At 43.0% G+C, this 22053-nt stretch carries 19 protein-coding genes and 4 tRNA genes; 4 read left to right on the top strand and 19 right to left on the bottom strand.

Translation table 11 applies throughout. The features are described 5' to 3' along the window. Nucleotides 1-67: 67 nt before the first annotated feature. From AAGA51_RS17400 to AAGA51_RS17345, 12 genes are all read right to left on the bottom strand, one after another. Nucleotides 68-1576 carry a DUF4832 domain-containing protein gene (locus AAGA51_RS17400; protein ID WP_042487235.1) on the bottom strand — a complete coding sequence of 503 codons (1509 nt, stop codon included), beginning with the start codon at nt 1574-1576 and terminating at the stop codon, nt 68-70. Between the two features lie 18 nt (nt 1577-1594). Then, nucleotides 1595-1999: a hypothetical protein gene (locus AAGA51_RS17395; RefSeq protein WP_042487238.1), complete on the bottom strand. Its 405-nt coding sequence runs from the start codon at nt 1997-1999 to the stop codon at nt 1595-1597. Nucleotides 2000-2016: 17 nt separating this feature from the next. Next, entirely contained in the window at nt 2017-3126 is a 1110-nt protein-coding gene (locus AAGA51_RS17390; protein WP_042487241.1) for a glycosyltransferase family 4 protein, read from the bottom strand. Between the two features lies 1 nt (nt 3127). Then, the gene (locus AAGA51_RS17385; protein WP_042487244.1) at nt 3128-4339 is read right to left on the bottom strand and encodes a glycosyltransferase family 4 protein; all 1212 of its coding nucleotides are present in this window, start codon (nt 4337-4339) and stop codon (nt 3128-3130) included. Continuing rightward, nucleotides 4336-5334: a glycosyltransferase gene (locus tag AAGA51_RS17380; RefSeq protein ID WP_042487246.1), complete on the bottom strand. Its 999-nt coding sequence runs from the start codon at nt 5332-5334 to the stop codon at nt 4336-4338. Before AAGA51_RS17380 ends, AAGA51_RS17385 begins: the two co-directional genes overlap by 4 nt. Continuing rightward, a complete protein-coding gene (locus AAGA51_RS17375; protein WP_042487249.1) occupies nt 5327-6718 on the bottom strand; it encodes a hypothetical protein in 1392 nt (463 codons plus the stop codon). Before AAGA51_RS17375 ends, AAGA51_RS17380 begins: the two co-directional genes overlap by 8 nt. Then, nucleotides 6715-7941: a lipopolysaccharide biosynthesis protein gene (locus tag AAGA51_RS17370; protein ID WP_042487252.1), complete on the bottom strand. Its 1227-nt coding sequence runs from the start codon at nt 7939-7941 to the stop codon at nt 6715-6717. Before AAGA51_RS17370 ends, AAGA51_RS17375 begins: the two co-directional genes overlap by 4 nt. Nucleotides 7942-7945: 4 nt before the next feature. Beyond that, nucleotides 7946-10117, bottom strand: a complete 2172-nt coding sequence (locus AAGA51_RS17365; RefSeq protein ID WP_042487255.1) for a GumC family protein — start codon at nt 10115-10117, stop codon at nt 7946-7948. A gap of 1 nt (nt 10118) precedes the next feature. Further along, a complete protein-coding gene (locus AAGA51_RS17360) occupies nt 10119-10718 on the bottom strand; it encodes a polysaccharide biosynthesis/export family protein (protein WP_042487256.1) in 600 nt (199 codons plus the stop codon). Next, nucleotides 10719-12017: a capsular biosynthesis protein gene (locus AAGA51_RS17355; RefSeq protein ID WP_255209395.1), complete on the bottom strand. Its 1299-nt coding sequence runs from the start codon at nt 12015-12017 to the stop codon at nt 10719-10721. Then, nucleotides 12001-13416, bottom strand: coding sequence for an undecaprenyl-phosphate glucose phosphotransferase (locus AAGA51_RS17350; protein WP_042487262.1), 1416 nt, complete (start codon nt 13414-13416; stop codon nt 12001-12003). Before AAGA51_RS17350 ends, AAGA51_RS17355 begins: the two co-directional genes overlap by 17 nt. 395 nt (nt 13417-13811) lie before the next feature. Beyond that, the gene (locus tag AAGA51_RS17345) at nt 13812-14900 is read right to left on the bottom strand and encodes a ketoacyl-ACP synthase III (protein ID WP_042487265.1); all 1089 of its coding nucleotides are present in this window, start codon (nt 14898-14900) and stop codon (nt 13812-13814) included. A 213-nt stretch (nt 14901-15113) separates the two neighbouring features. On the opposite strand from AAGA51_RS17345, the gene trxC reads away from it, so the two are divergent. Together trxC and AAGA51_RS17335 are read left to right on the top strand one after the other, a co-directional pair. Then, the gene (gene trxC / locus AAGA51_RS17340) at nt 15114-15548 is read left to right on the top strand and encodes a thioredoxin TrxC (protein WP_042487267.1); all 435 of its coding nucleotides are present in this window, start codon (nt 15114-15116) and stop codon (nt 15546-15548) included. 195 nt (nt 15549-15743) lie between these two features. After that, nucleotides 15744-16904: an MFS transporter gene (locus tag AAGA51_RS17335; protein ID WP_042487270.1), complete on the top strand. Its 1161-nt coding sequence runs from the start codon at nt 15744-15746 to the stop codon at nt 16902-16904. 48 nt (nt 16905-16952) lie between these two features. On the opposite strand, the gene AAGA51_RS17330 is transcribed toward AAGA51_RS17335, so the two are convergent. After that, entirely contained in the window at nt 16953-17345 is a 393-nt protein-coding gene (locus AAGA51_RS17330; RefSeq protein ID WP_042487273.1) for a nitrous oxide-stimulated promoter family protein, read from the bottom strand. A gap of 107 nt (nt 17346-17452) precedes the next feature. Between AAGA51_RS17330 and AAGA51_RS17325 the strand changes: the two genes are divergently transcribed. Beyond that, nucleotides 17453-17626 carry a DUF2986 domain-containing protein gene (locus AAGA51_RS17325; RefSeq protein WP_081878729.1) on the top strand — a complete coding sequence of 58 codons (174 nt, stop codon included), beginning with the start codon at nt 17453-17455 and terminating at the stop codon, nt 17624-17626. Here AAGA51_RS17325 and AAGA51_RS17320 read toward each other — a convergent pair. The 5 genes from AAGA51_RS17320 to AAGA51_RS17300 form a co-directional block, all read right to left on the bottom strand. Next, nucleotides 17615-18091, bottom strand: coding sequence for an NYN domain-containing protein (locus AAGA51_RS17320; RefSeq protein WP_042487275.1), 477 nt, complete (start codon nt 18089-18091; stop codon nt 17615-17617). The two genes, AAGA51_RS17325 and AAGA51_RS17320, sit on opposite strands and share 12 nt — an antisense overlap. Nucleotides 18092-18346: 255 nt before the next feature. Further along, nucleotides 18347-18420 (bottom strand) — tRNA-Cys (locus AAGA51_RS17315). A gap of 15 nt (nt 18421-18435) precedes the next feature. Next, a tRNA-Leu gene (locus AAGA51_RS17310) sits at nt 18436-18522 on the bottom strand. 491 nt (nt 18523-19013) lie between these two features. Further along, a tRNA-Cys gene (locus tag AAGA51_RS17305) sits at nt 19014-19087 on the bottom strand. A gap of 17 nt (nt 19088-19104) precedes the next feature. Continuing rightward, nucleotides 19105-19191 (bottom strand) — tRNA-Leu (locus AAGA51_RS17300). A 310-nt stretch (nt 19192-19501) separates the two neighbouring features. Between AAGA51_RS17300 and AAGA51_RS17295 the strand changes: the two genes are divergently transcribed. Next, nucleotides 19502-20488 (top strand): LLM class flavin-dependent oxidoreductase, encoded by a 987-nt coding sequence (locus AAGA51_RS17295; RefSeq protein WP_042487279.1) that lies wholly within the window; start codon nt 19502-19504, stop codon nt 20486-20488. A 116-nt stretch (nt 20489-20604) separates the two neighbouring features. On the opposite strand, the gene viaA is transcribed toward AAGA51_RS17295, so the two are convergent. Then, a complete protein-coding gene (gene viaA, locus AAGA51_RS17290) occupies nt 20605-22050 on the bottom strand; it encodes an ATPase RavA stimulator ViaA (protein ID WP_042487282.1) in 1446 nt (481 codons plus the stop codon). Between the last annotated feature and the right edge of the window lie 3 nt (nt 22051-22053).

The raw sequence follows: 22053 nt of genomic DNA, 5'->3' as shown, positions 1-22053 counted from the left end.
GTGAATCACTTGGTTTTTTTCATATCGTTAAAGTAATAGTGCACGCAGTAACGCTACGTTGTCACTCTTATAAAATCGTTAAATCTGAAAAACGATACCAACCAGATTCTTGCTTGCCAGCGTTAGCGAAATTTAAGCGCGCATCACCATGGCTATCAACCAGAGCGAGCTCAAGATAATAATGCCCTGCTTCAAGTGTACTTGGTAGCGTAAGGCTACTGTGCGTTTCGTGTTCTCCCGGTAACCATGAACGAACATCGTAGCTAGAAGTACCAAAGAAAGCGGTATTACCATTGGCATCTATTAGTCTGTAAGCCAAATAACGATGTTGATAAGGTGGAGCGACACCTTCGTTGACAAACAATGCGTTCACATTCATCACACCACCAGCTTTGAGTTCAACTTGGTGATTGAGTTTCTCTAAACGAATTCGGTAGCCAATCTTAAGAAGTGCGTCATCAAGTAGCCCACGATACTGAGTCGGGATCGGCTTTGATTTCAAATTCAACGTCGACGCGTGATGCGCAATTGCCCAATCCAAACTGGCTTTCACTTCTTCATAGCTATAGCCTTGAGTTGATTCCCAACCTTGCATTGTTCCACAGGTTTCAAGACTGATAGGTCCACGTTGCCAACTAGTATCAAAGTTTGGAGCGTCATACTGAGCTTGCTGAATGCGATATGGGTAATCATCTCTCATGTGGCTCCAAGTGGTTGAGAAATGGTGCCAGTCTCCCCAACAATCCGCTCGCCATCCCGCTCCTTTTTCAGTCGCGTAAGCTAAACTGTTACCGCCGCTGATTAACATCACTTTTGGTGTTTTAGGGAATGCTTCAAAATGCAGATCAACCCACTTGTTCAGGTCAGCATCGCTGTATTTCTGATGTAACGGCTCTAAACCGGAAAAGTTACTGTTGTGCCATTCGCCCCAAGAACCGACCATGCCAATATCAATATGGCTTAAGTTAGAATTGCCATCGTAACGCTTACCGAAGGCTTTCAGCAGTTTTTCACCGTAGTAAAGGTACAAGCTGTCATCTAGGTTTGGGACGAAGGTTTTATTATCTTCAGTCCAATAACCGCTAATGCCTTTGTTAATTAGCCATTGTGGTACTTTGCTGCCGCTTTCCGGTTCTTCCGCTGTCATAAAGCGAATCGCTACCATTTTAGGTGGCGTTTCATGGCGGTTTTCACTGAGAATTTTATCCAGCTTATCAAAGGCATACTTACCTTCTTCAGGCTCCAATTCGTTCCAGTAGAATCGGTAGTAATCAATGCCAGCATCCGGATATTCGCTAGAGCTTAATGTCGAGCCCCAATTATCGTGAAAGGTTTCAACGCCCATCCCCGGGTTAGTAACAGGGCCAGTAAGCGCTGTAGGATAGACGGTAATAAAAGTTTGGTTGTTTAGATCCACCAGCTCGCTTTCGCCACCGCCAGTACTTGTTTCAGTTTCAGATCCTTGATCGTGCTTATTATTTGACGGATGGTTATCCGGCTTTTTTGCTAGTCCAGAACTAAGAGGCAACATTGTCAGCATTGCCAATACAACAGCTTTGTAAGGCCGTATTTTCATAAAAACCTCGGGGTTAATTTACAATAATAATCCTTTAAACCAATCCCAAATTCCGAATGAAAATCCCTTAAAAATATCAATACCAAGTGCTGACTTTATTAAGTACAGAGCCAGCATTGCCAAAAGGCTGATTGATACCACTCCTATTAGGATTAATAACGTAAGAACAAAGTGAACCAACTTTGAACGCTCACGCACATCTTTTCGATGATCTCTGCCACACAGAAATACAATATAGAAACGTTTACCGAACCAAGGAACGGTTTCTCTAATATCAATGGAATGTCTTGCGACCAACCCCATCGATTTGACTGCATGTTCTATGGCTTGCTTTTGCTCGTCATTTAACGTCTCAGCAATACCACTATCTAAAGTGTGATAGAACTGCTTAATAACTTTGTCTGAGCGGTTGTTAGACGACACTTGTTAATACCCGTTAGTTACTTTGAACTCTGCGCTTTTTTATAAACTTCAACAGTTTGAGCGGCTATCTTCTCCCAGTCATACTTTTCCAAATAAGTGGCATAATCCACCTCAGAGTGTTCTGGAAGATTCGCTAGTTTACTTGCCAATGAATTCACATCACCAACCGGAAAATAACTTTGCTCATTTAACCCAACTTCGGTATTTGCAGGTATATCGCTGACAATCGCTGGAAGTGAGAATGACATCGCTTCTAAAAGTGCAATGGGTAGACCTTCATGATAAGAAGGCATAACAAACACTTTTGCTTGAGAGAACAGTACTTTCAGTTCATCCCCTTTGACAAAACCTGTTAACTTCACACCCTTCGTATTGCGCGCTTTGGCTTTTAATTCTGAGCTATAAACAGTTTCGTGGTCGGTATCTCCCACCAATACTAATGGCAGGGTTAGTCCCGATTTTGCATAAGCATCAATAAGATCATGAAAGCCCTTTTCTTCAACAAATCGACCAACCGCCACAATATAACCTTTAGCCGACAACTCATGATTGGCTAAATACTTATCAATAATGGCTTTATCCAACGGCTGAGCTTTAAGCACGCCGTTATAGATTAAATTGGCATCAAAACGCTGGTACTTGTCTTTGATAATAGTATTGATCACATCGGATATCACAATCACTTCGCTTGCCCACTTTGCAGCGAATCTTTCACCCAATTGCAGAATTTTCTTAGCAAAACCTCCCCATTTCTGACGATCGTAGTCAGGGCCATGGTGAGTAAACACGACTTTCTTACCCAGCAGACGCAGCAACGGCACCACCAAACCCGGCCCAATGGCATGTACGTGCACCACATCCGAACCATCGGTTAAGGTCGAAAATGCGGCTAGAGTTGAGTGGACAATAGCTTCGAGTGATTTCTTCTTTGGCGCCCAAATAGCTTTGGTTTTCACACCTTGGTATTCAGAATGCTGATAAGGAACGTAAGGAGAACGTGCAATCACACACACCTCCGCCCCTGTTTGTCGCACTATTTCCGGATACAAGTGCTGGCAATGGGTTTCAACGCCACCAAGCACATCTGGAATTCCTCGCGTACCTAGTACAGTGATCTTCATAGTCATATTATTTCTCACTCAGTAATTCTTGGTACAAATGCATAAGCGTATTTTCGTGACGAGCCAGAGAGTACTTGTTCTCTAAGCGATGACGAGCGCGATTTCCGAACTCAACAACCAGCTCTGGGTGCTGGGCGAAATCATCCATCACTTGTGCTAAAGAATCTGGATTCCCAGACTCAAACAAACGCCCTTCTACACCTTCTCTTACTTGTTCTGGAATGCCACCGATATTGGCCCCGATGATCGGTTTGCCATAGGCCATAGCTTCGATAACAGACATAGAACAGTTTTCATAACATTCAGAAGGAACAATGACTGCGCTGCACTCTTTGATCAACGTGTGTAGAGTATCGCCGCTTTGGAAACCAAGAAAATCGACATTGTCGTAATTAGCGGCCAACTCATTGTACAAAGGCCCGTCGCCAACCACTTTTAATGGCATCTCCTGCTTAGAGCGTTGATAAGCTTCAGCCAAAGTCGCTACGCCTTTTTCAACACTTAATCGTCCCAAATAGAGGAAGTATCGCCCGTCTTTTACACCATTTCGCTCAACATGCTCATCAATACCATTCACAACAACTTCAATACGGTTATGAGGTAATTTTTGACGAATAATGTTGGCGAGAAACTCACTGGGTGAAACGATCACATCCACAGCTTGGTAGTTCTTAGCCAATGATTGATACGTTGCCTCAAGCGATAATAAAGCACTCTTAAACAGCGAACCTTCCTGACAACGATACTTAAACGCGTTCCATACCGATCCCTGTAAGCAAGCTTCGCAGGTATGTCCATCTCGGTACATGGTGTAACTAGGGCATGCGATTTTTGTGTCGTGAGCTGTCAGCACTGTCTTGCAGCCTAGCGACTTGGCGACTTTAATGATTGATGGCGTTAGCTGATGATAGATATTGTGAAAGTGAACAATTTCAGGGCGCTCTTCAGTAATTAAAGCTTTTAACTTCTCACAAGCTTCGCTGTTATGAATAAAATTGATCGCCGTTTTCACACTACCTAACAAGCTCTTCTTGCCGTCATGGTAATCAACGTTAGAAACAAAATAGTCACTAAAAGCCGAATCAACGTTTTTCTCATGCTGCATAGAGAAATCAATAATTGTTGCTCCTGAACGCGCTAACATCTCGCGTTCCTGAAAAAACACGGTTTCCGCTCCGCCTTTCATAAAGAAGAACTTGTTTACTAAAAGAATTTTCATTGTTCTTCTCCTTTAAGCAGTCGGTTATCTGGCGCTTGATTCGGATCTTTTAAACGACAACTTAATCCTCTAACTAACCCCGTAGAAAACACACTCAGATTCACCACACTTTGAAGTGCATCTCTTAATGATCGGTTCTTAATTGCTTTCAGCGCAAAGAAAGCCACCAGCGGCAGTAGCGCAATTGAGATAATTTTTATATGGAAAGTCAGAATGGATATCGCCAGTAAGAACAAATAAAGGGTAAAGACCGCCTCGTTCTTAACTACGAGCAGCGCGTCTTTAAAATGCGGCTTTCCCCACGCACTTTTTAACAGTTCACCAGAAGCAAACAAATAGCCACTTCTCCAGCGATACTTCATTAGTTCGATGGAAGACATGTCATAAGAAGTGTGAGAAAAGTATGGAACAGCCAGTCGATGCAGCTTGTAACCCGCATGCTTTAATCGCATACCCAATTCTGCTTCTTCATATGCATGTAGATTGCGATTGGTTAAATAACCGATTTTTTCAATGGCAGAACGTCGATATAGGCCGCCTCCACCAAGATGGGAGGTATCACCTACAGGATAGATCTTGTGAATACGCTGCTTACGGGACTTGAACTCGTAGCTTTGTGCATCATCCATTTCAACCATACCAGCTACGCCAGCGTAATCGCGGTGAGTATCTAAATAAGCAATCCCCTGCTCGATAAAGCCGGGCGCCAGTTCCATATCCCCATCCATGAGCAAAAGAAGCTCACCTTGTGCATGAAGATAGCCTAGCTGATGCCCTACACCACAACAGCGTTCATCACCATTAACCAATGTGGCGACCTTGGCTCCATGTTCCAGAGCTATCGCTTGAGTATCGTCTGACGACAGGCTGTCGGCGACAATAATCTCATGAGAGTAATTGGATAAATTTTCGCGAATACTGGTAATAGTTTTCGCGATCCCAGCCTGTTCATTATACGTTTTGATAATGACACTGATTTTAATATCTTCACCCATAAGAAGGCTCACTTATTGTTAATACTGACTTGCGGATAACTAAGGCAGCACCTAATGAAAAATAGAACAGAAACTGCGGCATCGGCACTATCATCAGAGTTTGACTGTAAGGAAGACTCAAAAGCCCAGCAATACCAAAGGCAATAAACGCGGGCTGGAAGGAAAGTAAACGCACGTCTTCCTGCGTAACTCTGTCTCTGGAAATAAGTGGTTTTGGCATCACAATCCGTAACGTATAGCCGACGACGCCAAAGAACAGTAAGGTTCCAATCAGACCCATTTCCCAAAGCAACATGCTCAATGATGTTGAATCCAAAAATACGTTAAAGATGATATTTAAAAATCCTGGCGCAACGGTACTGCCTCGGTTGGTGGCATTGAGACCATAACCAAACAACTGGCTTGGTAGTCCCCACAAGTCACTGTGTTCTCCCCAGAAGAAAATGGTGGTCATCCTTCCCAGTTCTCCGGTTTCTGCCATGATGTAATTTGGGTCGAACACATATGACAAAGAGTCGATAAAGATGTCCAAAGCGCCTTTATCTGAACTACCCGCAAAGGCGGATGAATAAGACGCAGCCAATATCATGATCGCAAGAGAAATAAGGCCGAATAAACCGCCGATGATCATCAAAGCAGTTTTAAGATCGAGCCGTTTCATTCCAGCCAGATAGCTTGGAGAAAACCAGACGAACGCCAGCAAGAACGGTGAAATCAGAATAACGAATTTCACCTCGCCTAAAATACACAAGATAAATGCCGCAATGATGTGAAGACCGGTGTTTAATTTCGTCGTCAGACCATGTTTATATTCAGAAAGCTTAAGCAGCATGATCAGTAAACAGAACAAGCCCATGGCGGCAGTGTTCCCGCCTTTCATCGGGTCACCACCAAACGTGCCCACAACCGCATCCCACTTTTCATACTCACCACGAAAGGCGACGCGTTTGGGAACAACAATCAGGATCTGGTACAAGATGACGGGGAACTGAATATAGAACACCCAATAGAGCGCTTTGGTAATCCTATAAATCTGTGACTCGCGCACAAAGCCCAGTAACAGACAAAACATAATCAGCGATATTGCTAACTCGTTCTTCATGCCGACAATCGTTACTTTGATGCCGCTTTGCAATACTGTTGATACGGTTGCCAACGCAAATAAACTCACGAACAACACCAATAAAACTCGTTCTTTGTTGTCCAGATAAAAAGCGCTGTAACGGGTTTGCATTGGTAACAGCAGTACCATTAAACAGGTCATCAAAAACGGCAGCCAAAGAACCGCGCCAATCCCTGTGAAATATTGAATGACTCCACAAAATATCAGTGTGGTTAATGTAACAACTTGGAGGTAAAGCCCGCTGTTTAAACTAAGGTTCACTTGACCTCCATTCCTTCTCGCATAGAACGAGCCCGTTGATTCACTTTCAAATAAATGAATCCATAACGTACAGCCGAAAGCACCGCATAAGTCATCACTGAATACGCGTAGTCATTGTAGAAATAAGGCAAGATGACAAAAGCCACGATAACAACGGCCAACTGTTCAATTTGAATACGTAAGAAATACTTAGGTGACCCAAATACCAACTCAATAACAGTGAGTGGGCAAATAGCCAATGCGGGGAACAAATACGGCAGCATATATTGTGAAGTCGGAATAGATTCTACCCATTCATGAGTGATCCAGTTTTTGGCCGCTGCGAATTCCATCACAATCGGATAGAAGATAAAGACGCCAGCAGTAGCAATGAGACCAAGGACGAAAAGAAGTTTGCGTACCTTTATGAATTCCGGGTAATTGAAACGCTGATTGCGAAAATCTAACGACCATTTAGAGAAGATAGAATTGCGTACCGCATTCCCGACAATCACGACTGGCGATAAACAAAATCGGCTAACAATCGCAAAATAGCCTGCCGTTACCGCAGAAAACCAATAGTTGATGAGAACTGTCGGCAAATTACTGTTTGCCATCGCTAATACTTCGGCACTACCGATACTGACAATGTGTTGTTTATTACGCTTAAAGAATTCTCTGTTGGATGACCAGCCCCACTGATTCCATGCCATGCGTCCAAATGGCATCGAGTAAAGTAACCATAGAAAAACGATAACGATCAGCGCAATCGCCCAGCTCCAGTAAAGCAGTTCAGCTGTTGGCGTCATCAGCACACACACTAAAACTAAGCCAGAAGCAAGCAGACGCTGAAATGCTAACAGCTTCATTTTTTCATCCCGCAATAGCAGGTTTTCAGAGATCAAAATCCAAGCATGAGCAAGAGTAAGCAAATAGTAGAGAGCAAATGGTTTATTGAATAACCAAACAATAACAGCGGTAAACGGAATGGCTAATACCACCGTCTGCATAAGGCAAAATACGATGTTTTGCGCCAGATGTTCATCTTGCTGCTTTGGAATCAAAAGCTGCGAAGCAAAAGTACATATCTGTGCACCAATAAGTACAATGCTGTACACCATGGCGTAAATACCGACTTCGTTCATACCATAGCGATTTGACACAAACCAGATGGAAGATGCCCCTATCACTTGGGTGAGCATCGAAGAGCTGGCAATCGTTGAGATACTTTTGATCAGCCCCATGCGATTAATCCTCAGCTAACAGCGCTGAAAAACTGCCTTGAGCAATAAACTGCTTACTTTCTTCACTTTGTAAGTTATCCGCTTGAACTCGGTTTAACACCGCGCCAATGGTATTGATATCAGGCTGATTTAACTTCTCGATATCTTGGCGAATAACTGGAACCGAGCGAGAAGCGGCTTGCATCACCACAACGACTCCATCTAATGTTTTAGCGGCCAACTGGGTATCTTTGTTGTCCGTAAGGCTTGGCAAGTTCACTACGATTCGTTCATAAAGCTCAGGCAACTCTTGCATCATGTGCAAAAATTGCTCACTAGAGAAATACACCAACGGTGACTGTTCAAGAACCCCACGCGGCAACAAATCGAGCTTATCATTGAGAGAGATAAACAGTGGCTTGTGATTGTCACTAGCCCCGTCAGCCCATTGAGCTGCACCTTTAGCTTCTGTTGCACCATTCATCGCCTCGTCCGCTTGTGGAAGAAACTCAGGCAACATTGACAAGCCTGTTTCACTGCGAAAATCGAGATCCAACAAAAGCGTCTTATGGTTACGGCTTAAACTGTCGGCCAGCAACTGTGAAACTAGCGTCGCCCCTTCCTTTTCAGTACTGGAGACAACACCTAAACAATAAACTGACGGTGATGCTAGTTGAATCGCGGTTTTTATGCCGTGAAATGATTCCATCGCATAAGGATTACTGCGAATTAGGTTAACGAGTTCGTTTCTGTCCTCTGTTTGCCCCATATCCGGTAAATCAGCTAATGGATTCAAACCTAATTTCTTCAAGACTTGTGTCAGGTTATAGATCTTCTGATCCATTGCAGCGCGAATAATCACGAACAAAGTGGATAGCGTGAATGACATAATGAACACCATTGCCAGTAGTAACAATTTGTTCGGTTTTGCTGGCGTTTTGGCAACTGCGGCCGGGTCATATAAGACAGCATCTGGTTCACGATAAGTAGAAGAAAGCTCTTGTTCTTTGCTGCGTAAAAACATGCCTTTGTATAGGTCTTCCGTTTTTTGCAAATCAGTCTGCATACTTTCGTAAGTATCACGTTTCGCCACTAATGCTTTGAAGCCGTTCTTCTGTTCATTCAACAGCGCTTTATAGCGATTCTCTTTCGCCAACTGAGCTTGATATTCTTTGTACAGTCCTAATTTCAGTTCTACCAGCAGACGACGGAATTGAACTTCAATCGCCCTAATCTGCGCTTCAGCTTCAAGGATCTTGTTGTGTTTCGGCCCATAGCGATTTTGTAAATCAAACAACGTTCGCTTCGCCTGAATCATTGCGATACGCAAATCCTGTAACTGTGGATGACTGGAGATTTCAGGAATAGATGCGAGATCTTCCAGCGGTGCATCTAAATTCTGTACCACCAGCTCATAATGAGATTGAGCAAGCATTCGGCGTTCAGTAGCATTAGCTAAACGCTCCGTCATAATGCTGAGTTGTTGAGTTTCAAACCCATCAATGCCTTTAAAAGTAATCAAGCCTTCTTTGTTAAGAAACTGCTCCATTTCCTTTTTCTTACTTGCCACTTGCTTGCGCAGTTCTTCCATCTGCTGCTCATTCCACTGTTGAGCGGCTAGGGTTTTCTCTACTTTTTTATCAACGGTATACTCAATAAACGCTTGAGCAATACCGTCGGCGATTCGTGCGGCTTCTTCAGCATCTTCCGATTCAAAAGAAACATGCACCAGCTGCGTTAAACGTACTTCTGAAAAAGAGAGGTGTTTACGAATGTTTTTAACCGTAGCATTCATTAAATCAGCTTCGGTCATTGGCAATTCTCTAATGCTGTCATCTACCGTTACACCACCGTTGTATCGCGGATCTTCATTGAGCTTGAGATCTTTGATGGCTTTTTCTAGAACAACACGAGATTGCATCAGATTAAATTGCGTAACGTAGTAAGGAGAGCGAGTTGAATCGTATCCGTCCACATTATCAATTGGCGTGGCGTTGTCTTCTTGCGCTTTGAACAATACCGTTGCAGTAGACACATATTTGGAATTCATACCAGAAATCAGCGGAAAGCAAGCTCCCGTTACCACGACAGTAAAGAGCAATATCTTCCACCAGTGTTTCTTTAATGCTTTTATAAATGGTGCAAAATCGATGCTGCTTTCCATCTTTTGACCATTTTCAATCATGCCTACTGCCATATTAGAAAAAACTCTGCTCTACGATTACGGTATCGCCAGGCTGCACAGGATGAGTGAGCTCAACGTCTTCAATTACTTCATTTGTCGTACCCGAACGAATACTAATGTCATCTCGGTCAGCACGGTCAGTAAAACCGCCAGCAATCGCAATCGCCTGCTCTACCGTTAATCTCGGTTGAAACTCATAACCGTTAGGGGAAGTCACCTCGCCAAAAATATAAAACAAACGGAACGATTCCATGTTAATGGTGACCATAGGGTTCAATAGGTAATCACCTCGCAAACGTTCTTCTATCTCAGTTTCAATGGCACTTGGCGTACGACCAGAGATAACAACGTCACCAATATAAGGAAAGTTAACCACGCCCGACTTACTCACTTTAAACTTCATAGACATATCAGGTTCACCGTAAACGATGATTTCAATTCTGTCGCCGGTGCCCAATAAGTAATCATCCAAGTTATCATCTACTTGAGGATTCGCTTGTTGTGCAGATGCCTGCTGTTCATTTATTGCCACTGAACCTTGCTGTGCGGCTTCCTCAGCCATTAGAGGCAAAGCCATAATCAAAGTAAGAAGGAATACCAACCATTTACGCATCTATATTTGCACCTTTAACTGCAACTCGACATACGATTGGTCGTAACCTAATCGTCTGATAATCGAGTACTGATCAAATTCACCGATGTTGAGTACATCTATGTCTTCATTTGAGCTGAACTTTTTCCACTGGTAGTTCATTTCGAAGCGAATCGACGGTCTGAAATCATAACCAATCGCAAACTTGGCGGTTTTGGTTTTGTCGTATCGATTGTTGTCTTCAATACGATAGTCTTCCGTCTCATATTCATAGCTAATGGTGGTAGAAAAGCGATCTACCCACCAAAAATGCTGCCAAGAAATGCCGTAAATCCCATCAAGGATATAACCACCTTCTTGCCTCGGGTCTTTGACACGTTGAGAGGTGTGCAGAGACCAAATATCGTGCTTTAACGGTTTCCACTCCAGAGCGACATTCCAGTTAGCTCCCAGAAAACTTTCTGAGCGGTCATTTTCGGGAAACGCTTTGTACAAAGCGGCAATATCCGCATCAATGGTTGTTTTACCGCTTCTGACGCTTTTAATGCCAAACAACAGATAATATTCGTTACTGTCTTTGCGTTTGTTCGCCTGATAGTGACGACGGTTAGTAATCAAACTGTAGCGAAATCGACTGTCGTCGCTGTATTGGTCAAACAGCTCGATCAGACCTGTGGTTTCTTGCCACTCTTGTTCCAAAACGTATTGATAGAAATCATTATCCGCGATTTGAATATGGTCTTTGTCATCATAACCAAAAGACTTAGTCTGTAGCATGACATCCAGTTTCCCACGCCCCTTTGGCGCACCGTAGCTATAGCGAAGGCTGGTATTAAATTGTGAATAATCCAGACCAGAGTCACCAAAGCCATATTGCTCCATCTGAGACTCATCAAATCCTTCTGTTAAACCAAGCCCTCTTTTCTCTTTTCCATACCCCTGTTGGACATTCCACTTGAGTCCGTGTCTTAGCCCGTAGCGCCAGTAACCATCGAACATCATGAAGTGGCTGTCGGAGTCATCTTCATGGGAATCTTGGTAGCGGTTGTAGTCGCCCTTATACATTAGGAGGTACTGGTCTTCTCCTCTTTGTCCGATGGCTTTTAACTCAGGCGAAACGGTCAAATAGTTCGACTCTATTTTATCTTCATCATCAATCTGAAACGTGACGTTGTCATCAATACCATAAGCAGTACCGACTTGACTCTGGAAGTCGATACCTGCGATTCCAATATGCGATTTTGGTTTCAAATCAGCATGAGCAGATACGTTAACCAACAAGGTGCCCATACACAGTAAAAAGCTAGTATGCCGTTTCACTGACAAAGCCTTTAAAAATGGTCAAAAAGATAATTTTAATATCAAGCCACAACGTCCAGTTTTGCATGTATTGGATGTCGTATTGAATGCGTTTTTCCATCTTATCGACAGTTTCTGTTTCACCACGATAACCGTTTATCTGAGCCCAACCGGTAATGCCAGGTTTAATCTTGTGTCGAATCATATAGTTATCGACTATCTTTCTGTATTCTTCGTTGTGAGCAACGGCATGCGGTCGAGGTCCAACAATCGACATGGAACCTTGAAGCACATTAATGAACTGAGGCAACTCGTCTAGTGACGTTCTGCGAATAAAGGCGCCGAACTTGGTTACCCTAGGGTCGTTTTTGGTCGCCTGTGTAACAACATCGCTGTTTTCCATCACTTTCATGGAACGGAACTTCCACACTTTGATTTTCTTGCCTCCCAAACCATAACGATCTTGTTTGAAGAGCACAGGGCCTGGCGAACTCATTTTTACACCTATCGCCACGGCTATTAGAACGGGAGAGATCATCAGTGTAATCATTGAACCGATGATAATATCTTCGATTCGCTTGATAGCAGCACCCACCCCATCAAAAGGTGAACCAAAGACACTAAAGGTTTGCACACCATTGACAGACTTCACTTTCGAAATGCTGATGTTGTAGGTGTATAGGTCTGGAACGAGATAGGTATCCACCGTACTGTCAGACAGTTGTTCTAAATAGTGACGAATGCGGTCTTTCGCCACCATAGGCAAAGCGACATACACTTCATCAATTTCGCCATTGCGAGCTTTTTCCAGCAGTACATCAACTTTTCCTTTGTAGGGAATTTTGGTCAGGTAACCGAATCGTTGCTCTCCTCGGTCGTCATAATACGCGAGCTCAATATCGTTCAGGTGGTAGTCACTGAGCAGTGAACGGGAAATAGCAATACCAGCCGGTGTCATACCTATGATGGCTATACGCTGTTTCTGGTTCATTTTCTGACGGAAGGTTCGTACAGTGGCAATTGGCAAAACCCTAGCCGCTGCCAGCACAACAAATGCTAATACATACCAAAAAGCAAAAACCGTTGGGTTTAGGTTTGTGATGGTCACGCCATCCACATTCTTGAAGAAGTACTTCACCACTTCCATGGCTAAAACTGAGATGGTTAACGTTGCAAGCAATCGAAAAAACGAAGCCCTAATGCGACGTAGAGTTCGATAGCTGTAGAGTTTGCAGTACTCTCCGACTAAAAGAAAAATAACCGAGAAAATAAATGCGGCCAGAATATCTATTGCCGTTTCATGATCACCAAGCGATTTAATAATACTCGTTAGCATGAGATTAATAAGAAGGAAATCAACTATCTTTAACAGCGTTGCGTAGCCGTCATCCGCAAGTTTTAATACTTTTCTCGGTGTCATACCTAGTCTGCCTCAAACGTCTGAAAAATGAATTACTGATTGCTTGATTATCTAATTATTCTGTTTCACTAAGAGTCTATTTAACTTTTAGCTGTGAATTCCATTTAGTTTCAGTCTAGAACAATTCCACTAAACCTATGAATAAAAAGCAGTAAAAGTATATTTCTTAGTTGCATAGAATGTTTGCAAAAATACTACCTTATTTCGTGACGTTCATTCCACATATGTGCTGTAGGACTATTCTTATATTTGAGAATTATTTTAATTACTTTCTGTTTCACACGTTCTGAATATTGACCTAAGAATACAGTTGTAGGATTTCAGACTGAAAATGTAAAAAAGGAACTCATTGAGTTCCTTTTTGATTTCATTGAAGTGACTGTTTAAGAGTCTGTTTACTCGGTAGATTTTCGTTTGCAGTGTTCAATCGCATCATGCAGTAGCTCTAGTGCTGACTTATCGCATTCCGGTAACACAGCATCACTTGTGTTGACAGGAGTCACACGCTGCCCCCATCGGATATGGCCGGCTCCCCACGTCAGTCCTGCGCCGAAAGCTGCCACAAGAATATTGTCGTTTGGATTAACCTTACCCTGTTCTAGCGCTTCACAAAGAGCAATTGGAACCGTCGCTGCAGAAGTATTGCCATACTTGTGAATATTGACGAAGGCTTTGTCTTGGCTGATACCAGACACATCACATAAGGTTTGGATGATTCGAATATTTGCCTGATGAGGGATCACCACATCGACATCATCATTAGTTAAACCACTTCTTTGCAGTACTTGTTGAGACGCGGCACCCATACCACGCACCGCGCGTTTAAAGATGTCTTTACCAATGAAGTTAAAATCCCAATGACCATTATCAGCCGCGAAACGATCCATTGCCGTACCAAACTTAGGCACTGCCAAAATATCACGACCTTCAGCATCGCAACCGATTTGCGCATCTTGCAAACCAAGCATCTCTTCCGTACGACTTAATATTGCTGCACCAGCACCATCACCAAACAAAACTGCGGTGTCTCGCTTAGTCCAATCTAGATAGAAAGAAAGGCGTTCAGCACCAATCACTAATGCATGCTTGTAGTTACCCGCCTGAATCAAACGAGTCGCAGTTTCTAAACCATAAAGGAAACCAGTACAAGCAGCATTCATATCAAACGCAGCCGCGCCTTTGTTACCCAAATTCAGTTGAACTTTCGACGCAATATTCGGAATCAAGGTATCTGGAGAACAGGTGGCAACAATAATCAAATCAAGATCGCCAGCTTCTAATCCAGCACACGCCAAAGCTTGCTTAGCGGCAACGGTTGCCAAGTCAGACGTGTTAACGTGGCTAATGCGACGATTTTCGATACCAGTACGAGTGCGAATCCACTCATCGTTGGTGTCTAAAAAAGTACTCAGATCTTCGTTTGTAAGGGTTGCTGGAGGCAAACATTTACCCCAACCTGTAATTTCAGCGTAAAACTTGGTCATACTCGTTCCAAATCTATAATTGTTATGCCAATACCAGCGTTGAATTAACCTGTAGCCTATGATTAATTCCGTGCCGATATTGTCTATTGTATTTATATCAATTGCCCCAACATTAGGCATAAGGGCGGATTATACGCTCATTTACCATATAGCGCTATTTGCCATAAAGAGCTGTAAAGACCATAAATACAAATCACGATTTGAGAGGAAACTATGTCTACCTTCAATACACGCTGCCCTTCTTGCCATGGATTAAACCGTGTTCCCAATGAGCGAGTATCAGAGAGCCCGAATTGCGGCAAATGCCAAACACCTTTGCTGGACGGCTCACCAATAGAAGGTACAGATGCTAATTTTGAGGCTATTTTGCAAAGTTCTCAGCCTGTCGTTGTCGATTTTTGGGCTACTTGGTGTAACCCATGTGTGGGTTTCGCGCCTGTTTTTTCAGATGTAGCAAATGAAAGAAATGGTTCAGTACGTTTTGTAAAAATCGACACTGAAAGTCAGCAAATTCTTGCTGCTAAGTTCCAAATTCGCAGCATTCCAACCATTATGGTGTTCAAGAACGGACAAAGAGTTGATGTCATAAATGGTGCGCTTCCTAAATCCCAGTTTAATCAATGGCTGAACCAAGCTTTAGCAAAATAATTCTTGTGAAATTTTTCTAGTTAAGTTGGCTTATTTTAGGATAATATGCCGACTTAACTTAGTATTTTATAGATTAGATATTTAATAAAATTTATTAATCGTAAAGATCACAAATTTTAGTTTTACCTTTCCTCTCATAAGTCCCATATTCGCCGCAAATTCTATCTTCCCCCTATAAACTTTGAGGCGACGTCGTTGGACAACTTGTTGGTATCAACTTCTTCTCAACGCATTTCTGTTCCAGTAATTGCGTTAACTTTCTATGCAGTGGCATCGGGCTATTTAATGAGTCTGATTCCCCTTATGTTGCCTCATTATCAGTTAGAAACCAGTTTAGCGAGTTGGCTAGCGAGTGTGTTTTACGCAGGGCTGTTAATCGGTGCGATGATCGTAGATCCTGCTGTAAACCGTCTTGGTCACAGAAATGCTTTCATTGCATTCTTGATGATTCTGCTGGTCTCTATTGTCACCCTACCTATAGTCGCGAATTCAACTGTATGGTTGATTTCACGTTTTATCGCTGGCATTACAGTCGCAGGTATATTCGTCGTCGTTGAATCTTGGTTACTGCATGGGGATGAATCAGGTAGAGCTAAGCGACTTGGCATCTATATGGCTGCTTTATATGGTGGTTCCGCAATTGGTCAGCTAGGCATTAGCTACATAGGTATTAACGGTACGCTTCCATTTTTAGCCATCTCAGCGCTGTTACTCATTGCATCTGTTGTGTTGATTTTTGGTAAATCAACACAACCAGCTTCACAACAAGCGGCAAGCCTGTCTTGGCGTCAAATGACCAAGTTGAACCATGCCGCTATTATGGGATGCATCGTATCAGGGCTAACTCTAGGTGCTATTTATGGTTTGATGCCTGTAGAACTGGAAAAGAGAGGTTTAGACCATTCCAATATGGGTGCGCTGCTTGCTCTAGTTATTCTGGGTGGAATGGCGATTCAACCTAGCGTTCCTTGGCTTTCGAAATATTTAGGTCGTACTTTATTGATGGCATTGTTCTGTTTAATCGGCTCTGGTGCCGTTATGCTGCCATTCCTCGAATCTGGCTTAACAGTGCTTGCGATCAGCTTGTTTGTATTGGGCATGGCGACATTTGCACTTTACCCAATCGCTATCAATTTGGGATGCGATAAGCTCGATGCCAGTTACATTGTTTCTGCAACTCAAGTGATGTTGTTCAGCTATAGCGTAGGGTCTGTGGTTGGTCCTGTCATTGCTGACTGGTTCTTACAAAATGGTCAAGGTTTGTTGGGGTATCTATTCGTAATTCAAATGGCGACTTGTCTATACATGCTACTTGCAAGTATGAAAACTAAACGCCAATGGGTTGCAGGTGAATAAACCGTTCACACTCATTCCACCTGCAGCTATCTGAATTATTGATTGTTACTACTTATTGGACGCTTTAAGTCGTTGATGACGATTTGAAGCGTCTTTTTCTATTTTGACGGGTGGTTCTTTTCGCTCATGTAGTAAATGACGAATCGCAAGAATAGGATGTGGCAGTAACATTCTTGGACCAGAGTATCGCATCACCAATCTCATGCTTTCTTTCGGTTCTGGCTTATAACAATGGATTGGGCATCGATTACAAGTCGGCTTATTTTGACCGTAAGGGCATCTGTCTAAACGTATTTCTGCGTAATCGAGCAGTGCTTGGCATGCTTCACACAATCCATTTTTACTATTATGGTGTTTTTGACAGTAGATGCCCATCATCGCAGCTACGGTCTTATATTCTGTTTGTAATGACCCGATTAAAATAGAACTGGGTTTTGTCATTATTACACCCTATTGAATAACAGCCTGGTTAATTTCTTACTGGCTATTGAGCTTAGTGTTCAAAACCATTAAGCTCCCCTCCCTCATGTTCCTCAGATGTGAAAATCATGAACCGTAAAAAGAAGATCAACCAAATTTTAAAAAAGAAGATTAAGCAACAAAATGCTAAGCTTAATAAAAGTAATAAGCCTCGCTACGTCTCTAAAGCAGAGCGCGCTAAAATGGAAGCAGAAGAAGCTTCACAAGCTATTGAACAAAGTGAGACTCAATCACCAGAGTAGTAACTCGTCATCAATAGCAATGTATCTGTCAGCGGCTTCTACTAGGCTGTTCGCTGTTAAACCGGGTACACCATAAACTTCTACTTGCTTGCCAAATCTTTGTTGGATGCGTTTGGCGAGCAAGTCAAAATCGCCATCACCAGAAACCAACACAACCACATCAACTTCTTCTGCTAGCTCAATTGCATCAAGCGTAATACCCACATCCCAATCGCCTTTAGCACTGCCATCCCTACGTTGAATAAACGGCTTTAACATCACTTCGAAACCGATACCACGCAATATATGGTGAAACTGACGTTGACCCGCATCTTTGCTGGCAATAGCGTACGCATTGGCTTTCACTACGGTGCGCCCATGAGTCACTTTTTGCCAAAACTGGTTGTAATTGAAGTTAAGTTGATAACGTTCTTTACAGGTGTAGTAGACATTCTGCACATCTACGAGAATGGCGATTTTTTCCATATTGATGTTGGTACCCTTATAGAGTGTACTTTCTAAACGCAAAACATTGAGCCAAATAACAGCCTTGAAACAAACGAAACCATACCACAGCCTAAAGCTGAAAGTTACACGATTATTGCTTATTGAGAATGTATGACATCATCGCGAAGACGTTTATCTAAGTGACTACGATAAGAGAAAGAGTCTTTTGAGATATTTGAGAGAGTACTAAGAGAAAGAGTCTTTTGAGATATTTGAGAGAGTACTAAGAGAAAGTGGAGGCGCGTACCGGAATCGAACCGATGTACACGGATTTGCAATCCGGTGCATAACCACTCTGCTAACGCGCCTTATTTGGAATTTGATGGTGCCCCGGGCCGGACTTGAACCGGCACGACTCGAAAGTCGAGGGATTTTAAATCCCTTGTGTCTACCAATTTCACCACCAGGGCAACGCATACTGCGATGGCGACACCATCTGTTCACCACATTGCTGTGTGAACGAGGCGTACTTTAGCGAAATCAGCCCCAAGGTCAATAAAAAACTATCAACTTATTTACCGACTGCTGAATAAAACAACTCTAACGTATAGATGAGCAACAATTTGTACATTTATCCCACACCACAAAGACTTCTGGGCTTTGTGTTTATCTTTGACCTTTTCCAAAATGCAGCTAAAACATTTTGTATGGCATGTTCTGCGTTTTCTATAGTATCGACCTTAAAATCTAACACATGGCATCTTCTAGCCACTTCAGAGCCACTAACGTCATCACATATTGCACAGATTGATGTACTTCTCGATGTGAGAGTTATATGTATTGCATTTCAAATGTCGCTAAGTACTGAATGAATACCAAGAAATAGTTGTGAGAAGCTTTAAAAGCCAGTGAGTATTGAACTTTTTTAATTTAAAGAGTTTAGAGATAGAAAAGAGAGAAATGGAGGCGCGTACCGGAATCGAACCGATGTACACGGATTTGCAATCCGGTGCATAACCACTCTGCTAACGCGCCTTATTTTTGGAATTTGATGGTGCCCCGGGCCGGACTTGAACCGGCACGACTCGAAAGTCGAGGGATTTTAAATCCCTTGTGTCTACCAATTTCACCACCAGGGCAACGCATACTGCGATGGTGACACCATCTGTTCACCACATTGTTGTGTGAACGAGGCGTACTTTAACGGATTCATTTTGTTGGTCAATAACAAATTCTATATTTTTCAACTGAATGGCTAATAAACATGCCACCACGCATAAAAGACACACAAAAAGAACAAATGCTCAGCGAATCTCAGCTTGATAATTAACGTTTATTGGTCATCCAAGATCCAAGAGTTTACTTACTATTCCTTCAAAAACTCATGGTTTTATTTATTTTTGGAAAGAGGCATAGTGATAACCTGATTTACTAGCAAATAAGTTTGTTATGTCTCTACCAAAACTCTCGATTTTAGATTTAGCGCCTGTCTCTGAAGGCGCAGATTTCCACACAACGTTTCAACATACGGTTTCACTAGCACAACACGCCGAGAAGTTAGGCTACGAGAGATTCTGGATGGCGGAACACCATAACATGCCGGATATTGCGAGCGCAGCGACGTCTGTTTTGCTCAGTCATGTCGGTGCACATACTCAATCGATTCGTCTAGGATCTGGCGGAATTATGCTGCCTAACCATGCCCCTTTGGTCATTGCAGAGCAATTTGGTACTTTGGAAGCACTCTACCCGAATCGTATTGATTTAGGTTTAGGTCGCGCTCCGGGAACTGACCATTCAACCATGCATGCTTTACGAAGAGAACCGGATCGAATGGACCCTGATTTCGATGAGCTACTGGAAGAGTTGCAGTTTTTCATGGGACCCATTTCGACTAACCAGCCAGTAAAAGCTTATCCGGGCAACAATTCTAAAGTACCAATCTGGTTGTTGGGCTCTAGCACCTACAGTGCTCGTTTAGCGGGAATAAAAGGACTGCCATTTGCGTTCGCCGCGCATTTCGCCCCTGACGCTATGTTGAGAGCGATCGATATTTATCGTGATAACTTCCGACCTTCAGACCAACTTGATAAACCTTATGTCATGATCGGGGTAAACATCATAGTGGCTGAAACAGATGCTGAAGCCCAGTATTTGGGTACCACTGAAAAGCAGAAGTTTCTTTCCATGATCAGAGGCGGGCGAACCAAACTTGCACCTCCGGTGAAAAGTATGGAACCGCTTTGGCTACCCCATGAAAAGCATCACATTCAGACTCAGCTGCGCGAATCGATTCACGGAAGTGTCGATACAGTGAAAAGTCAAATAATGGATTTAGTCGCCAGAACCCAAGCCGATGAGATTATGGTCAATGCCATGATTTTTGATCATCAAGCTAAGCTACGCTCTTACGAGTTACTGGCGAACATCGATTAAAAGCACTGAATAAATTGCCTTAGATACAACAAAGGGAGGTTACACCTCCCTTTTCTTTTGCGGATTTTAACCAGCGCTAGTTGTTAAGGCTAACTGGCATTAGTACTGAATATCGGTTACCACTGCTTTGCTATGCGCCCAAAGATATTAGGATGATAACGCCAGCAATGGTCAAACATACTCATTAGTTCTGGGTTGCCATAGCGCGACAAACTGATGGCATGAAAGCGATTTTTCGCGGCCTTTAATCCATTAACCTTAGCGAGAACTTCCTCATTCTGCTTAGGCGCGATGAAGTCAGAAATCACCACCAAATCGGCATTCTTATATGTGCCGTCAGCCATTAATTCCACTGACTTTTTCAGTACTGGCTCTAAGTCTGTACCACCGTGGAATGAGTAGCTCAAAAAGTCACTCACTTCTCGCAAGCCATCCTGCTTGGTCAACTCATAAGTGATGTGTTCAGTAGAAAACAGCATGACATAACAATCACGGTCTTCGGCTAAAGCAATTTGCATCAATGCGTAAGCCATCGCTTTTGCACATTGCTCAGGAAAACCATGCATCGAACCAGATGCGTCAACACAGACGATGAAAGGCCCTTTTTCGATATCTGCTTTCTTGTTATCTGGCTTATGCGCACGAACTTTTCGAAGTGTGCGTGACTTACCTTGCATCCGATAGTTCATCAAACGCTTATCAACTAAGTGTTTATAGAAAACCACTTCAAGCTCTGGGTAAGCGAGAAAGAGGGTTTCATTTGGCAGCATCTTATTAAGATCATCACTCTCATGAATACCGACAATGTCGTCTGTCGCTTCATCGGACTTCTCTTCCACCATTTGTGGTTCTTCGGTAGGTGAGCGATTTAAATCTGGATCATCAACGTCACTTGCCATTCGGCCTAAGCTTTCCGCTATCTCTTGCAACGCGTGATGTTTTTTCAAAAACTCGGCATGGCGCTTCATAACTGTTAGGTCACTGCGGCTTAATTTAGCAGAAGCCATATCCCACAGCCTGCCGACACTGCTTTCATCACCCGCTTCGGTGACCTTATCCATATTGCGCATGGTTTCCATACGCTGATAAAGATCCGTCAGGAGTTTTTCTTTGTTCGTTTCCAGTTCCATCACTTGAGCTTGCTTAATTGCATCGCTTAATGACTTGTACCATTGGTCACAAAAGAAATGAGGGAACATAGGGTTATAAACACCCTTGTTCTTTTCCATCAAACGTCGTGCTTGTAAATAGAAGGCGGAGTGCCATTCAAGCTTTTTGATCACATCATCAATACGGTCGAAAAAGGTCTCTTCGTCCCAGTGAATCACTTCTTGATAGTAGCTAAGCTCTTGCTGAAAGCGCTCAGTCTCACATACTCGTGTGATACGTTTTTTAACGCTACCACGCCATTTCAATAAGTGATTTTTTACCGTAGACCGAACACCACGATCTTCCGCCATCAACATCACTTGTGAGCGAGCAAGGAGATCATTAACTGCGGTATCAATAATGCCGCTGTCTGCAATCATAAGAGCGAGGTTTAATCCATCAGCGCCAAGCATGAT

It is taken from the genome of Vibrio diazotrophicus, from assembly GCF_038452265.1.
GTDB classification, from domain to species: domain Bacteria; phylum Pseudomonadota; class Gammaproteobacteria; order Enterobacterales; family Vibrionaceae; genus Vibrio; species Vibrio diazotrophicus.
Note: the sequence above shows the minus strand (reverse complement) of the source record. Positions and strands in the feature narration are given on the sequence as shown.

Bases quoted from the DNA above. Each gene is read 5' to 3' on its own strand.
- AAGA51_RS17365 (WP_042487255.1), bottom strand. From the start codon at position 10,117: ATGGCAGTAGGCATGATTGAAAATGGTCAAAAGATGGAAAGCAGCATC.
- AAGA51_RS17320 (WP_042487275.1), bottom strand. From the start codon at position 18,091: ATGGAAAAAATCGCCATTCTCGTAGATGTGCAGAATGTCTACTACACC.
- AAGA51_RS17400 (WP_042487235.1), bottom strand. From the start codon at position 1,576: ATGAAAATACGGCCTTACAAAGCTGTTGTATTGGCAATGCTGACAATG.
- AAGA51_RS17330 (WP_042487273.1), bottom strand. From the start codon at position 17,345: ATGACAAAACCCAGTTCTATTTTAATCGGGTCATTACAAACAGAATAT.
- AAGA51_RS17385 (WP_042487244.1), bottom strand. From the start codon at position 4,339: ATGAAAATTCTTTTAGTAAACAAGTTCTTCTTTATGAAAGGCGGAGCG.
- AAGA51_RS17345 (WP_042487265.1), bottom strand. From the start codon at position 14,900: ATGACCAAGTTTTACGCTGAAATTACAGGTTGGGGTAAATGTTTGCCT.
- trxC (WP_042487267.1), top strand. From the start codon at position 15,114: ATGTCTACCTTCAATACACGCTGCCCTTCTTGCCATGGATTAAACCGT.
- AAGA51_RS17380 (WP_042487246.1), bottom strand. From the start codon at position 5,334: ATGGGTGAAGATATTAAAATCAGTGTCATTATCAAAACGTATAATGAA.
- viaA (WP_042487282.1), bottom strand. From the start codon at position 22,050: ATGCTTGGCGCTGATGGATTAAACCTCGCTCTTATGATTGCAGACAGC.
- AAGA51_RS17350 (WP_042487262.1), bottom strand. From the start codon at position 13,416: ATGACACCGAGAAAAGTATTAAAACTTGCGGATGACGGCTACGCAACG.
- AAGA51_RS17325 (WP_081878729.1), top strand. From the start codon at position 17,453: ATGAACCGTAAAAAGAAGATCAACCAAATTTTAAAAAAGAAGATTAAG.
- AAGA51_RS17295 (WP_042487279.1), top strand. From the start codon at position 19,502: ATGTCTCTACCAAAACTCTCGATTTTAGATTTAGCGCCTGTCTCTGAA.
- AAGA51_RS17360 (WP_042487256.1), bottom strand. From the start codon at position 10,718: ATGCGTAAATGGTTGGTATTCCTTCTTACTTTGATTATGGCTTTGCCT.
- AAGA51_RS17370 (WP_042487252.1), bottom strand. From the start codon at position 7,941: ATGGGGCTGATCAAAAGTATCTCAACGATTGCCAGCTCTTCGATGCTC.
- AAGA51_RS17390 (WP_042487241.1), bottom strand. From the start codon at position 3,126: ATGACTATGAAGATCACTGTACTAGGTACGCGAGGAATTCCAGATGTG.